The 14,205-nt window shown below is 72.4% G+C and carries 11 protein-coding genes and 1 tRNA gene; 7 read left to right on the top strand and 5 right to left on the bottom strand.

Going from position 1 to position 14,205, the window contains the following annotated elements; genetic code table 11:
* Position 1: 1 nt before the first annotated feature.
* Positions 2-619 carry an ANTAR domain-containing response regulator gene (locus ACN27G_RS19295; RefSeq protein ID WP_421494180.1) on the bottom strand — a complete coding sequence of 206 codons (618 nt, stop codon included), beginning with the start codon at positions 617-619 and terminating at the stop codon, positions 2-4.
* A gap of 86 nt (positions 620-705) precedes the next feature.
* On the opposite strand from ACN27G_RS19295, the gene ACN27G_RS19300 reads away from it, so the two are divergent.
* The 5 genes from ACN27G_RS19300 (at position 706) to ACN27G_RS19320 (ending at position 4,628) form a co-directional block, all read left to right on the top strand.
* Positions 706-779, top strand: a tRNA-Leu gene (locus ACN27G_RS19300).
* 413 nt (positions 780-1,192) lie between these two features.
* The gene (locus tag ACN27G_RS19305) at positions 1,193-1,993 is read left to right on the top strand and encodes a hypothetical protein (RefSeq protein WP_421494181.1); all 801 of its coding nucleotides are present in this window, start codon (positions 1,193-1,195) and stop codon (positions 1,991-1,993) included.
* Positions 1,994-2,003: 10 nt separating this feature from the next.
* Positions 2,004-3,215 (top strand): sensor histidine kinase, encoded by a 1,212-nt coding sequence (locus ACN27G_RS19310; RefSeq protein ID WP_421494182.1) that lies wholly within the window; start codon positions 2,004-2,006, stop codon positions 3,213-3,215.
* An 8-nt stretch (positions 3,216-3,223) separates the two neighbouring features.
* Positions 3,224-3,871 (top strand): LuxR C-terminal-related transcriptional regulator, encoded by a 648-nt coding sequence (locus ACN27G_RS19315; protein ID WP_421497385.1) that lies wholly within the window; start codon positions 3,224-3,226, stop codon positions 3,869-3,871.
* A 160-nt stretch (positions 3,872-4,031) separates the two neighbouring features.
* Entirely contained in the window at positions 4,032-4,628 is a 597-nt protein-coding gene (locus ACN27G_RS19320; protein WP_421494183.1) for a hypothetical protein, read from the top strand.
* Here the strand turns inward: ACN27G_RS19320 and ACN27G_RS19325 are convergent.
* Together ACN27G_RS19325 and ACN27G_RS19330 are read right to left on the bottom strand one after the other, a co-directional pair.
* Entirely contained in the window at positions 4,571-5,122 is a 552-nt protein-coding gene (locus ACN27G_RS19325) for a sigma-70 family RNA polymerase sigma factor (protein WP_421494184.1), read from the bottom strand. The two genes, ACN27G_RS19320 and ACN27G_RS19325, sit on opposite strands and share 58 nt — an antisense overlap.
* Positions 5,123-5,205: 83 nt before the next feature.
* Positions 5,206-7,911 (bottom strand): hypothetical protein, encoded by a 2,706-nt coding sequence (locus ACN27G_RS19330; RefSeq protein WP_421494185.1) that lies wholly within the window; start codon positions 7,909-7,911, stop codon positions 5,206-5,208.
* A gap of 214 nt (positions 7,912-8,125) precedes the next feature.
* Here ACN27G_RS19330 and ACN27G_RS19335 point away from each other — a divergent pair, with 214 nt between their 5' ends.
* On the top strand, positions 8,126-9,769 hold the full coding sequence (locus ACN27G_RS19335; protein WP_421494186.1) for an RICIN domain-containing protein: 1,644 nt from the start codon (positions 8,126-8,128) through the stop codon (positions 9,767-9,769).
* 435 nt (positions 9,770-10,204) lie between these two features.
* Here ACN27G_RS19335 and ACN27G_RS19340 read toward each other — a convergent pair whose 3' ends face one another.
* Positions 10,205-11,866, bottom strand: a complete 1,662-nt coding sequence (locus ACN27G_RS19340; RefSeq protein WP_421494187.1) for a S8 family serine peptidase — start codon at positions 11,864-11,866, stop codon at positions 10,205-10,207.
* A 156-nt stretch (positions 11,867-12,022) separates the two neighbouring features.
* A complete protein-coding gene (locus ACN27G_RS19345; protein WP_421494188.1) occupies positions 12,023-13,549 on the bottom strand; it encodes a hypothetical protein in 1,527 nt (508 codons plus the stop codon).
* 295 nt (positions 13,550-13,844) lie between these two features.
* Here ACN27G_RS19345 and ACN27G_RS19350 point away from each other — a divergent pair, with 295 nt between their 5' ends.
* Positions 13,845-14,195, top strand: coding sequence for a YbaB/EbfC family nucleoid-associated protein (locus ACN27G_RS19350; protein WP_421494189.1), 351 nt, complete (start codon positions 13,845-13,847; stop codon positions 14,193-14,195).
* The last annotated feature ends 10 nt before the right edge of the window (positions 14,196-14,205 follow it).

Raw genomic sequence — 14,205 nt, forward strand, 5'->3', positions numbered from 1 at the left:
CTCAGCCCGGCTCGGTCGGCTCCGCGCCCGTCCCCTCGGCCAGGATCCGCTCGGCCACCTCACGCATCGTCATCCGGTGGTCCATGGCGGTGCGCTGGATCCACTTGAACGCCTGCGGCTCGGTCATCCCGTACGTGGTCATCAGCGCACCCTTGGCCCGCTCGACGATCTTGCGAATCTCCAGGCGGTCGGTCAGGCCGGCCACCTCGGCCTCCAGGGCGGCGATCTCCGAGTAGCGGGAGAGGGCGATCTCGATCGCCGGCACCAGGTCGCTCTTCTGGAACGGCTTCACCAGGTACGCCATCGCGCCGGCCGCCCGTGCCCGCTCGACCAGGTCCCGCTGGCTGAACGCGGTGAGAATGACCACCGGGGCGATCCGGCCACCGGCGATCCGCTCGGCGGCGGCCAGTCCATCCATGATGGGCATCTTGATGTCGAGGATGACGAGATCGGGCTTCAACTCCTCGGCGAGGCGCACCGCCGTCTCGCCGTCACCCGCCTCCCCCACCACGTCGTAGCCCTCCTCGACCAGCATCTCGGCCAGGTCCAGCCGGATGAGCGCCTCGTCCTCGGCGATCAACACCCGCCTACGCTCGGCACCAGCCTGAATGTCGGCCACGAGCTCCTACCCCCAACTACGTTTCCGACACCTGCCCAGCCGGGTGTCGCCGCCCTCAGCGTAGTGGGTAGTCTTGTCGACGCCAGGCCCCTGTAGCCCAACCGGCAGAGGCGCGATTCTCAAAAGATCGACAGTGTGGGTTCGAATCCCACCGGGGGCACGCTCAGCATCACGACACGCCCAGCATCACGAATGGTCGGCCCGACGGCGCCAGCATCCCGGCCCCGCCGAAGGGCCGGCGAGCGCGGAAGCCGACGGCGCGCCGATCCGATCACGGCGGTCGACAGCGGTAAACGGAAACCGGCGTCGCCGCCTCGACCGCGACCGCCGCCGCGCGGCGGGCTGGCAGAGGCCGCAGACCGTCCAATTCACCGCCTCGACACTCACCGGACGCAACGCGATAACCTTTTACCACCACGCTGGTCACCCGCGTGAGATCGACACCGTCACCAGCCGTCAACCGGTAGCGCCTGCCGCTCCGGGCGCGCGTGATGATTGGTACATTCTCAACCGTGCATACGGTGACCCGGTCCGCGACTCCGGATTCTGACCGATGTCTCGGGAAGCAGAATCGTGCCCACTGAACCGGCCACGGACGCCCCCGACCCGCTTCGCCACCTGCTCCACGGACCGCCGGATCTGGCCCGGTCCCTCCGCCCGCCACTCTGGCTCGGGATCGGCTGCCTTGCCGTTGTCATGGTGGTTGCCGCGATCGCGATCCCGCCGCTGATCCATCCCGGCGACGACCGGCAGTCCGGCTCCCAGGCGCCACCGGCCACAGCGGACGCCTCGACCGGGTCAACGCCGCCGACCGCCCACGCCTCGCCCTCCGCGGTCCCGACCGCGAGCACAGGTGTCCCGGCGTCGGCACCCGCGCACGCACCTCCGACGGACGCGCCGGCCGCGCCAGGCGCACCGACCGCGCCACGGGACGGAGCCCCGCGTACCACGACGCCGAAGACCGCGGCATCGAAGACCACGGGCACGAAATCGAGCCCGTCGACGGGATCCGGCACGGTCAGCGTCCAGGCGGAGAACTCCACCAACGCGATAACCGGCGGCGCCGCCGTCGCCGCCTGCTCCGCCTGCGACGGCGGCGCCCGCGTGCGCTATCTCGGCCACGTCACCGTCTACCTGACCGTGCCCACCGCCGGCACCCGGACCGTCACCGTCACATACGAGGTCGACGGCCAACGGGAAATCAAGGTGACCGTCAACAACGCCGCCCCTCGCGTCTTCACCGTCACCGGAACCAGCTGGGACATCCCGAAAACCTTCCGGTTCACCGCCGCGATCTCCGCAGGGCGGAATGCGATATCGTTCTACAACGACGCCGGCGGCTCGCCTGACATCGACAAGGTCACCATCAGTTGACCGGAAACCGATGAGCCGGTTCGTCGCCCACGCCGCCGTATGCCGGGCTCTCCTGCTCGGGCGCCTCGCTCTGACGTTCGCCGCGGTCGGCGTCGGGGTCAGACTGACCGACGACGTCTGGCGGAGTCTCGGCCCGCTGGCCGTCGTCGGCGTGGCCACAGCGGCACAGGTCACGGTGCTGACCCGCTGGCCGGCGGCGGTCCGGTGGCGGCTGGGCACCCTCCTCGTCGACGCGGCGCTGATGATCGGGATCCTTCTGCTCAGTCAGGGAGGGGTCGCCTACTTCTGCTATGCGGCCGGCCACGCCGCGCTGACCGGCGCGCTGCTCGGCATCCACGGACTGCTGCTCTGGGTCGCCAACGCGGGGCTCGGACTGGCCGTGGCAACAGAGTTGCTGCGAGCCGCTGGTGCGGGAGGCGACACGTCGGTCGCGGCACCGTTCGTACTCGCCTTCCCCATGGTCAACATCGTCTGCGGGCTCGGTGCCGCGGTCATGACCGCGGCACTCGCCGGATACATCGACGCCTCGGTCACCACGGTCGCCACCGCCCAGTACGCGGCGGCCGCCTCGGAACGCACCCGGCTGGCGCGGGAACTGCACGACTCGGTGGCGAAGACGCTGCGCGGGGTCTCCTTCGCCGCGGTTGCCCTGCCCGCCCTGCTGCGCCGCCAGCCGGACCTGGCCGAGCAGCTCGCCACCACCGTCTCCGAGGGGGCGGACACCGCCGTACGCGAGGCCCGGGAGCTGCTCGCCGGGTTGCGCCGGGACGTGCCCGACCGACCGTTCCCGGAGGTCGTCCAGGGCATCTGCCGGACCTGGTCGGACAGTGCCGGCGTCCCGGTACGGGTCAGCGGTGACCCGATCGACCTACCACTGGCGGCCCGGTACGAACTCACGCAGATTCTCAACGAGGCACTGCACAACGTGGCTCGGCACGCCAACGCCACTTCGGTGCAGGTCGATCTCCATCAGCCGGAGGGGGCCGTGGAACTCACCATCCGGGACAACGGCACGGGCTTCCAGATGCCCGGGGAGCTGACCGAACTCTCCAACTCCGGCAACTTCGGGATCATCGGGATGACCGAGCGCGCCCAGGCGGTCGGCGGGAGCCTGCACGTCCAATCGGCCGTCGGAGTGGGTACCACACTGGTGGCCCGGGTCCCGCTGCCCGGCAGCGCCAATCTCGCGGCCGACCGGTCGGGGCGGGCGATGTCCCCGTGATCGACCTCGTGATCGTCGATGACAATCCCATCGTGCGGGTAGCCATCCGCGGCTACCTCGCCAGTGCCGAAGACGTACGGGTGGTCGGTGAGGCCGCCGACGGGCGGACCGCGGTGACCGTGGCGCAACGACTGCGCCCGCACGTGACCCTGCTCGACCACCGCATGCCGATCGCCGACGGTCTGAGTGTCGTCACCCAACTCGCCGAACACACCGGCGTGCTCGTCCTGACCAGCGACACCGCAGAGGAACTCATCGCCTCGATGCTGCGCGGCGGCGCCCGTGGCTACCTCGTGCACGGCGAGTTCGACCCGCCGGAGCTGCTCCGCGCCATCCGCGCGGTCGCCTCCGGCCAGGGCTGGCTGTCGCCCCGGGGCGCCTCGGTCACCATCTCGGCACTGCGCGACCAGGCGGCTCGCGAACGGGACAAGGCCGGCCGCGCCGACCGACTCCGGCTGGTGCGGCAGGAGTTCGGCCTGACCCCACGGGAACAGGATGTCATCGAACTGCTCTGCGCCGGGCACTCGAACGCGGCGATCGCCCGCCGTCTGCTGCTGACCGAGAAGACGGTGAAGAACCACCTGAACCACATCTTCACGAAGCTGCGGGTCGCCAACCGTACCGAGGCGGTACTGCGCTGGTCGGGCCGGGAGTAGCGGCCCCGGCCGGTGGCCCGGCCACCACCTCGTCGACGAGTACGACGGGCGTGGACGGCGCCGGGCTGAACGCGCCGGGCCGACCCGCCGTTGTGTTGACCGGGGATCAAATCGTCCAGCGGCTTCGACACGAACGGAACGGGCACCGGATGGAAGACCAGTGAGCGACGGGACGGCCGGCGCAACGGGCAGCCGCCGCGGCGACCCCTCCGGTTCGACCGGCACCGCGATCAGCGTGTTGCTCGCGCATCCGAGCGCGGCCGAGCGGGCGGCGATCCGTGCCGTGCTCGACTCCGCCGACCAGATGCGGGTGGTCGCGCTCACCGGCGACGGCTGCGAGGCCCTGGCCCTGGCCCGTCGGCTGCGACCGACCGTGACGTTGCTGGACGATCGGGTCGCCGCACCCGACGGCACCGATCTCGTGAGCGCCCTCGCCCGGCGTTCGTCGGTGATCGCGCTGACCGGTACGACCGAACATCACGTGATAAGGGCGATGCTCTGCTCGCCGGTGCAGGGGTGCCTCGTCTACGGCCAGTTCGAGCCCGCAGACCTGCTGGGCGCGGTGCGGGCCGTGGCCGGCGGGCTGGCCTGGCTGTCGCCGGTGGCGGTGGCGGCCGTCATCTGGTCGCTGCGCGAACCCGCCCTGCCGGCGAAGGCGGGCCCGTGCCCGGAGGCCGGGCGCGCCCCCTCCGCCGAGCGTCACGATCCCGGTGCGCCGGCTCCGGCGAGGATCCCGCGCGCCGCGCGCAACGCGTAGAAGGAACGCGACCGCACGGTGCCCTCGGGGATGCCGATCCGCGTCGCCGCCTGGGCCACCGACGCATCGTCGTAGTAGAGCTCGACCAGCACGGTTCTGTGCTCGGGGGTCAGCTTGCGCAGGGCGTCGTGCAGGACGATCCTGTCGGGGAGCCAGTCGACGGCGTCGTCCGGTGCACAGGCCCAACTGGTGTCCACTCCGAGCACCTCCGGCCTGGCCTGGCGGGCGCGGGCCAGGTCGATCGCGAGATGCCGGGCCACGATGAACAGCCATCGGCGGATCGCGGACGCCTCGGTGGGCAGCTCCGCCAGCTTGCGCCAGGCCCGCAACATCGTCTCCTGCAACAGGTCCTCGGCCGTCTCGGCCTGGCCGCGGGTCAGCCGCAGCAGGAAGTAGTACAGCGGTTGCGAGTTCGCCTGAAAGACCTCGAGCATGCGCCGTTCAAGGGTGCTGTCCGCCCCGGGCCGCTCGGCCGCGCACACGTCGGTGTTCATCGCCATCGTCCCTCCGGCGTGGAAACCCTGTTTCGCCAGGCACGCTACTGACGCATCACGCCGGGATTCCTGAGTCGAAGGACTCAGTGGGGCCCGGGTCCGGGCCCGGGCGCGGCCGGTGGTATCGGGCGCCCGGGTCGATCGGTGTGACCGCCTGCGGTGCGGAGCACCTCGGCCGGCGTCGTCGGCGAGTCGCTCACCGTGCGCCAACCGAACCGGCCGGCCACCAGCACCCGCACCACCCTGACCCGCTCGTACTCGCCGCCCGGCAGCAGCATCTCCACCCCGGCCGCGCGCAGCGCCGGTGCGGTGGAGCGGACCTGCGCCAGTCGGGACAGCTGGGCGGCGGTGGCGCGCACGTCGACGGCGCGCCGCCACGGCACCCGCAGCTCCAGCAGTCGACGGCCGGCCCGGACCCTCGGCCGCCGGCGGAGCAGCACCAGCGCGCGGTGCGAGGGGACGACCGTCGGGCCGGGCAGCATCGCGTACGCGATCGCCTCGGACTGCCAGGGCCATCGCGAGAGATCGTTGGGCAGGCCCTCGATGCCGTGTTCCGCCCCGGAGCACCGCAGCGCCAGGGCGGGTTCACCGGGGAACGTGCCGCGGATCGCGAACCGTCCGGACGCCTCGACGCCGCAGCTCGCGACCAGCCGCGTTCGGCCCAGCAGGCCGCCGGGCAACAGGTAGGTCTCCGCGCGATCGGCGAGCAGCGCCTGGACCGCCGGCGGTTCGTGAACGTTGATCGACGACATGTCCACCGCGCCGCCGGGGGCGACCCGTACCCGCAGCACCTGCTCACCGCCGGCCAGCGTGCCCGGAGCGGGTGGCCTGAGCGTGCCGACGAGGAACAGGTGTGGCGTGGGTACTCCTCGGTCGACGGCCTCCGCCGGTGGGCACGGGCTCACCACGTACAGCTCGACCGGCTCGGTGTTCACCCTGGGCCGATCGGCGAGCCAGTCGATACCGTGCGGCATCCTGCGCCGGGACGTGGCCAGCGCGGGCGTCGGACTGACCTGGACGTCGGCCCCGCCGGCCGCGACCTCGGGCTCGCTGGCCGCAACCTCGGCCCCGCCGGCCGCGACCTCGGGCTCGCTGGTCGCAACCTCGGGTCCGCCGACCGCAATGCCGGGCCGGGTGGTCGCAACCTCGGGTCGGGTGGACGTCGGGGGCGTCGGCGGTGCGGCCGGTGCCGGACGCCCGGGCCGGATCACCGGTCCGGCAGCGTGCCGCGGATCCTCCGGCGACGCTTCCGGGATCCCTCCCGCGCCCGCCGGGTCCAGCCCGGACCGGTCGGCGGAGACGAGCACTCCGTCCTCGCTGTGCCACCGTCGCGTCTCGCTGTGCCATCGTCGCGGCGATCCGCTCGGGTCCAACCGCTGCCAACCGACCGGCCGGCCGTGCCGGTCCACGGCCCGCGCGGCACCGCCGACGATGTCGAAGTCGGCGTCCGGCGGCAGCACCCACACCTGCGCGCGGAGCCCGTCGACGAGCCGGCTGCCGTGATAGCGCATTCCGGAGGCGGCCGACTCGGGATACCTGGCGAGCAGCAGCAGGTCCTCGCCCTGCCAGCCGGCGGACCGCAGCATCAGTTGCAGCGCCCGTGGACCAAGCGCGTGCGGGCCGGTGCCGGCGTACTGCGCGGCCCACCGGCCGTCGGCCAGGACCGTCAGGTCGATGCGGAAGAGCCCGTGCTGGGCCTTCAGGCGCGCGTAGCGCGGTGCCGTCGAGCGCTCCCGATCCCGCTCGACGCTGACCAGCGGAACGCCCGGATAGGTGCTGACGACCTTTTCGACCGGTGACAGCCGCCCGTCCTGATCGGACTCGAAGCGGGGCGACCCGGCGGCCGGCGGCGCGTACGCACGCCACGTCGCCGGCCCGCCGGTCCGATCCACAGCGCTGAGATCGCGGCAGCTCTCCAGGATCTCCGTCAGCGCGTTCCGCTCCGGCGCCCAGACGATCGCTCCGGTGTTCTCGGCGAAGGCCGCCAGATTCCCGTCCAGCAACGCCTGCTCGTCGCCGTCGAACGGCCAGCGGATCCACATCCGGACCTCGGCGCCGTAGAGCGGAATCTCGGAGAGGGCGGCGGCGAGCCGGCGGCCGCCGACCGTCTGGTACGCGCCGGTGTAGTCACCGATCACGAACCCGCCCCCGCGAACGACGGCCCCGATCGTGGTCAACTCCGGATGCCCCGCCGCGAGATCGGCCGCGGCGGCGCGCCGCGCCACGAAGTCCGCCCGGGTCGCCAACGTTACCCCGCCGGGCAACGGCGCCGCGACGATCCCGGTGCGCGGCCGGAGCACGCCGCCGGCCGTCTCGTACCAGCCGGGCAGGCCGGTGGCCATGGCCGGCGGCTGGACGACCAGCCAGTCGACCGGCCGGCCCGTGACGGTGTCGACGAGGGTCGGTTCCTGCCGGGCACCGTGACCGTGGCGCAGGTCGCTCCGGGCAGGACTGATGTGCACGTCCCGGCCGAGCACCCCGGCCAGTTCGGCGAAGAGCCGCCGGTGCTCGGCGGCGTTGCCCATCATGACCCGTACGTCGTCCCCGGCCCCACCGCCGCGCCGGACGATATCGGCCAGCGCCGTCGCGTCCAGGGGGGTGGCCGGATCGCGGGCAGCGACCAGCCGGTTGTCCGCGTCGGTTCGCAACCAGAGATCGAAGAGTCCGTCGAGGCGCTGGTACTCCTGACGCTCGATGCCCCTCGTCGTCGTCGGCGCGTGCGACCGGACGCCCGCCATGGCGCCGAGGCCGTTGTTCATCGCGGTCCGCTCGTCTGCATATCCCTGCAACGAAGGATGGGCCCGATCTTCTCAATCGGCGGGTCGAGCGCGAGATTCGGCGCTTGCTGAACGCGATCGGCCCGGCGTCCGTCGTGACGGCGATGCCGATGTGAAGAAGGGTACGGACACTGTGCGAACCATCTCGTCTCAACGCCTGAGCCGATTGTTCGGCCGGCTCCGCGATCGGCGCGGCCAGCGATTCGGCTGGTTGGGGCGCCCCGCGGTGACCAGCGTCATCGTGGCCCTCGCGATCCTCTCCGCCGTCGCCGCCAGCATCGGCTGGGGCATCTCGGTTGCGGACGAGAGCGACCTCACCGGGCGTCCCGTTCCGGACGACCAGATGACCGCCATCGTCACCGCCGCCCGGTCGTGCCCGATGCTGACTCCCGCACGCCTCGCCGGCCAGCTGATGGTCGAGTCCGGATTGAACTCCTCCGCCACGGGCACCGTGTCCGGTGGCCGCGGCATCGCCGGACTCGACGACGGTGACTGGGAGAAGTGGGCTCCCTGGCCCAGGGCGCGGCGTGCGGACACCTCAGCCAACATCTTCGCGCTCGCCCACCAGGTGTGCGATTTCAGCGGGCAGGTGCGGTTGGCCGAGGTGCCCGGCGAGCAGTGGCGGCTCTCCCTTGCCGCGTTCCGGTCGGGTCTGGAGGCGGTCCGGACCGCCGGTGGGGTTCCCGAGTCGGCCATCGAATACGTCGACAAGGCCGGCCGGTACGCCAACTACTACGCCAAGCTGCCGCAGTTCGGCGACCCCCGGGCCGCCCAGCTCGCCCCCACCGGATCGCCGGCCAGCGTCAAACCCCTGCCCGACACGTACGTCCAGCCCGTCGTCGCCGCCGGCAAGGTCTGCCGGCAGCTCTCCCCGGCAGCCGCGGCCGCGGTGCTCATGGCCGCGTCCCAGCTCAACCCCAATCTGCTCGGCCCCGACGGCGAACAGGGCATCGCCCAGTTCCGGGCCGACCTCTGGCAGCGCTACGGGCCGCGGAACGCCTCGGCCTGGGACCCCGCCGCCGCCATCCCGGCGATGGGGGCAGCCCTCTGCGGGATGCTCAAGGAACTTTCCGGTCTGGAGGGTGATCCGTACCTCCTCGCCCTCGCGGCGTTCCGCACCGGACCGGACGCCGTCCGCCAGACCGGCGGCACACCCGACGCGGCTACGCAGACGTTCCTCCGCGACGTCGCGTCCTACACGTCCTACTACGCGCTCGACACCCGCCTCACCACCAAACCCGTCGCGCCCCCGGCCGCCGTCCCACCGCGAGCACCCACCTCTGCGCCGTCGGCACCGCCCCAGGCCGTCCAGGGCACGAAGCCAACGGCACCGGACAAGAAGCCGGCGCCGCGCGACAACCAGCCTCCGGTCAAGGCCAAGGGCGCCCAGCACAGCTACGGCCCCTACTTCATCCACAACAGCGCGACCGACCTGTGCGCCGATCTTCCCGGCTTCGAGCGGGCGCGGTTGGACGGGCCGGTCAATCAGTACCGATGCGCCAAGACCGGTACGGACAATCAGGAGTTCGAGTTCGTCCCGCGCCGTGTCGACGGCGAGGGCTACCAGCTGTACTGGATCCGGAACATCGACAATCAGTACTGCTTCGATCCCCCGGGGCGTGGTTCGGTGCCGTCCGGCGCCACGGTCAGCGTGACCAACTGCATCGACCCCAACGACAACCAGCTCTTCCGCCTGGAGCCGACGCTCACCTCGCGCGGCTTTCAGTATTACTGGCTCCGTAACGCCGCCAGCGGTCTCTGCCTGGATGTCCCGGGCAACTCGGTCACCCGCGAGGTCCGTCTGGAACTCTCCATCTGCCGGCACCCCGACGACCAGGACTGGGCTCTCGTGGAGAAGGCGGAATGGTGAGGCGGGCCGGGTGTGTGCCCGTAGCGCACCTGGCGACCGACAACCTGACCTGTCTGACCTGTCCTGACCTGTCTGACCTGTCTGACCGGCTGACCGGCTGACCCCCGGTGTCCGCGGCCCGGCGGGGATCCGTTCCGATCCCCGCCGGGTCGACGTCTGTCGCAACAAGTCCGGCCCTGCTGGAACCCGCCCGGCCGTTTCCCAGCTCGCCCGCAGCCCGGTGGAGCGACGTCGCGCCAGCCCGGCCTCGGAGCGGATCGCAGGCCGGGTTGCGGTGTTGCAAGAGGGGTCCCGGTCGCGCCGACCCTGAATGGGGTTCGATCGCCCCCGATCACGCCGGACCAGGGGGCTGCACAACGGCGAGAGGTCCCCCGACCGCGCCCGGGTACTCCGAGCGGTCGGGGGGACCGTGTCTGCCGAGCGCTGCGCGATCGCCTACCGGCGCGGCCGACCGGCCGGCTCGCTCTGCGCCGTTGGTCCCGGTGCCGACGACTCGTCGGGATCATCCGACGCCAGGTCGCTGCCCCGAGCCCAACGACGCGCCCGCAGCAGCAGCAACGCGACCGCTGCGAGCAGGATGAAGACCACCACCATGATCGCCACCGTGCGGGCCAGGCCGCCACCGCCACCGCCACCGTCCGGTGGCGCGGCGGCCACCTCACCCTCGATCGTCGCGCTCACCGCCGCAGCCGGCTTGATCATCCCCCAGCCGTACTGCTTGTCGGGCGGTTCCGCCCCCATCCGCTCGGCGGTCACCTCGATGCGGTGCTTGACCTGTGTGGCGTTGAGCTCCGGATAGGCGGAGCGCACCAGACTGGCCTGGCCGGCCACGAAGGCCACCGCGTACTGCGAGCCGCTCATGTTCACCGTGCCGTTGCCGTTGATGCCGAGACTCGCCACGTCGGCACCGGGCGCGACGACATCCACCGTGGACTCCTCGTACTGCGCGACGAGCTTGCCGTCCGGCCCGATGCCACCAACGGAGAGCAACGCGCCAGGGGCGCCGGCACCCTCGGGCGGCTCCGGCACCGTCACCGGCTCGGTGGGGGCGGGGGCGACGATGAGCACGTCCTGGGTGAGCGCCCTGGACACCGCGGCGGAGACTTCCGGCTCGGTCAGGCTGACGAAGGAACCGACGGCGATCACCGACGCTCCGGTGGAGACGGCTACCTCGATCGCGTTCGCCGCGTCGGTCGCCTTGGCCGTCGCGCCCTTGGTCACCACGCGGATCGGCAGGACGGTGGCGTCCGGAGCCATACCACTGGGCATGTCGGGTTGATCGGAGTTGCCGGCGATGATGCCGGCCATCGCCGTACCGGAACCGAGGCAGTCGGAGTCGCCGTGGCCGTTGCCGGTGGTGACGTCCGCGCCAACGGCGACCCGCCCGCTGAGCTGCGGCAGGCTCGCGTCGACACCCGAGTCGACCACGGCCACCATGACACCGTCGCCACGGGACCTCTCCCACGCGTGGCCCGGCGCGAGTTGCTGCTGTGCCCAGGTCGACTGCTTGTTGGCGATGGTCTTGCCGCCACAGTTCGTCGGCCGGGAGCCGTCGCCCGACCTCGTCGACGGTTTACTGGCGTTGCGTGGGTCGGTGGCACCGCCCCGAGGACCACCGCGACCGTCCGGAGTCGACGCCGACCCACCAGAGGTCGCCGGTTTCTCCGATGTCACCGGGTTGCCCGATGTCGCCGGCTTGTTGGACGTCGGCCGGTCCGACGTGCCCGGATTGTGCGTCGCCGGCAGAAGACCGTACCGGATGCCGTCACCGACCGCGTCCCACGGTAGGACGAGCACCCAGCCGGCGCGCAGGCTCCGCGGATCGGTGAGTCCCGTGCCGTCCGCCTGGGGGCGCCCCGCGTTGAGCGCGTAGATCTCGGCCGACCGTTCCGCGTTGCCGAGGAACCGTACGGCGATGTCGGTCAGGTCCTCCGGCCCCCCTTGGTTCGAGGCGGCCACCGTGTAGTACTTCACGTAGCCGGACGTGGTCGTCCCCGGTTCCGCGGTCGACACCCCGACCGTGGCAGCCTGCACCAGTCCGCAGGCCAGCAGGAGCACCACGAACAGCCGGTACAGGGTCTTGAGTCTCGCCGGCACCGCCAGCCTCCTTCGCGTAACCGCGTGCGCCCGCGTCGGGCGTCGACCTGACGACGAATCCCTGCCCCGTCGCGTTCAAGCGATCCGCGCCGGAAGCCGAGATCCACGCCGGGGCGTCGGGACCTGTGCCGGCAGGTCGAGATGCGCGTCGCGCGCTCAGCCGGCCTCGTCACCGAGCCGGATCGACCACCGTCCGCCCGGCACCGACCCGAGGAGCACCGGCACGGCATGCCCCTCGGTCGCCCTGGCGAGCTGGCGGACGGTCGCCGCTGGCTCGGGCAGTCCGGTGCAGAGCAACACGTACGGCTCCGGGCGCGGATCGCCGGGCGTCGGCAGCGCCGGAACGCGGTCCAGCCGGCGGATGCCCGGATCGGCTTCGTCGCCGACGGCATCGCCGAGGGCATCGCCGACGGCAGCCAGGCCGACGCCGGCATCGCGCAGTTGCCGGGCGCACGTTGCCGCGTACCGGCGGCAGGCGTCGTCCGACCCGACGATGGTCAGGACGTCCGGGGTGCGGGCGAGATCGACACGGAGTCGCCACCGACCCTTGCGCCCCAGCACCAGCGGCACGGTGGCCGGTGGTGGCTCTTCCCCGTCCGCCAGCCAGGCGTACGCGGGCGTGCCACGCCCGGCCGCCGCACCGGAGAGCCGCACCTGCACCTCGCCGTGCTCGGTGAGGAGCGTCTCGCACACGTCGGGTGTCCGGTCGCTCTCGCCGGGCAGCACGGGACGTTGCTCGGCTGGGTGCTTTACGCCGGGCGCGCCGCCCGCGGCCGGCGCCGTGGCCGCCGCACCGCCGGTCGTCGCCGTGACCCGGTCGCCGCTGGCCGGTAGGTCGGCCCTGTCGGACGGATCGTCCGGCAGCGGTATGTCGACGAGCCGACGCCCGCCGGCCGAGGCGGTCACGGAGACGGAGGCGGGCGCGGAGACGGGCGCGGAGACGGAGGCGGGCGCGGAGACGGGCGCGGAGACGGAGGCGGGCGCGGAGACGGGCGCGGAGACGGAGGCGGGCGCGGAGACGGGCGCGGGGGCGGACACGGGGGCGGGATCCTTGCCGGACACCTCCGGCGGGCCGGGTGCGGCGACGGCGGCCGGCTCGGCGGGGGCCGCCGGCGGCGGATCCCCGGGCTCGATGACCGGTCCGGACGTCGTACGCGCGGCCGGCGCGGCACGGCGGGCACCACCGTGCAGGATACGCAGCGCGAGGATGAGCAGCAGGAGCGTGACCGCGAAGCCGCCGACCCGCAGCAGGGTGGCGTCGACCCCGGGGTTGCCGGGTCCCGCCGCCGGTCGCGGCGTCGGCGGACCGCCGGTCGGCGACGCGCCGGGCACCGACGTGGGAATCGGCCCGGTGCGTACCCCGGGGCCCTTCGCATCCGCCGGCAGCACCAGCACCCAGCCGGGCCGTACCGTCATGGCGTCGGTCAGGACGCCGCCGTCGGGTTGGCGCCGGTCGCGGTTGAGCTCGACGATCTCGCGGTACCGGTTGCCGTTACCCAGCGTCTTGAGCGCGATGGCGTAGACATGCTCGCGCTGGCCGTTCACCGGCTCACCCACCACGTAGTACCTGCCGGTGGCCGGCGGGGCGGCGAGTGCCTGCGGCGCGCCGGAGAGCGGACAGACCAGGACCCCGAGCACCGCGCCGGCGACCGCGCAGAGCACGAGCGCCAGCCGAGCCACCATCTCACCTCCACGACGATCCGTAGGGCGGACTTCCGGCGCCACGGTCGGCCCGGCCGGGCCGCCGCCCGGCTTCCGGCCAGTCAAGCAGGACAGCCCCGACGACGCAGCGCCCTTTTTCGGGTGTCCCTTGCAGGGTCGGTCCGGAGCACCGGTGAACCAGATGCGCGTGCCCTTCGTAGGAGCGGACGACCCCCACGCCGGGAGCGGCCCGGTGGGTGGTCGCAACGAGATCGACGGATTGCAGGGCGCCGCCAGCGAGCAGGACCGGCGACGCCCACGAGGAAGGGAGCCGGCCATGCAGCCGCAGCAGGGGCCGTTCGGCCTGGAGAACCTGGTCCGGCAGACCCGGGAGATGCAGGAGCAGATGCAGCAGGTGCAGGCGCGGCTGCTCGCCGCGGAGGTGACCGGAACCTCTGGTGACGGACTGGTCAGTATCACCCTCACCGCCCATGGCGAAGTGCGGCAGGTCCTCGTCGATCCCAGCCTGGCCGACCCCGCGCGGCTTCCGGTGCTGGAGGAGCTACTGGCCGAGGCCTTCACCCGCGCGAACGAATCGATGCGACGCCTGACCGAGGACGGGGTGCGCCCACTGATGGAGAACCTGGCCGGGCTCACCAACCAGCTACCGGACCGCCTGCCGGAGTGACCGCGCGCCC

Source organism: Plantactinospora sp. WMMB334 (genome assembly GCF_049179095.1).
In the GTDB taxonomy this organism is placed as follows: Bacteria; Actinomycetota; Actinomycetes; order Mycobacteriales; family Micromonosporaceae; genus Plantactinospora.

Coding starts and splice junctions, on each gene's coding strand:
- ACN27G_RS19310 (WP_421494182.1), top strand. CDS start 2,004: ATGAGCCGGTTCGTCGCCCACGCCGCCGTATGCCGGGCTCTCCTGCTC.
- ACN27G_RS19325 (WP_421494184.1), bottom strand. CDS start 5,122: ATGAACACCGACGTGTGCGCGGCCGAGCGGCCCGGGGCGGACAGCACC.
- ACN27G_RS19345 (WP_421494188.1), bottom strand. CDS start 13,549: ATGGTGGCTCGGCTGGCGCTCGTGCTCTGCGCGGTCGCCGGCGCGGTG.
- ACN27G_RS19350 (WP_421494189.1), top strand. CDS start 13,845: ATGCAGCCGCAGCAGGGGCCGTTCGGCCTGGAGAACCTGGTCCGGCAG.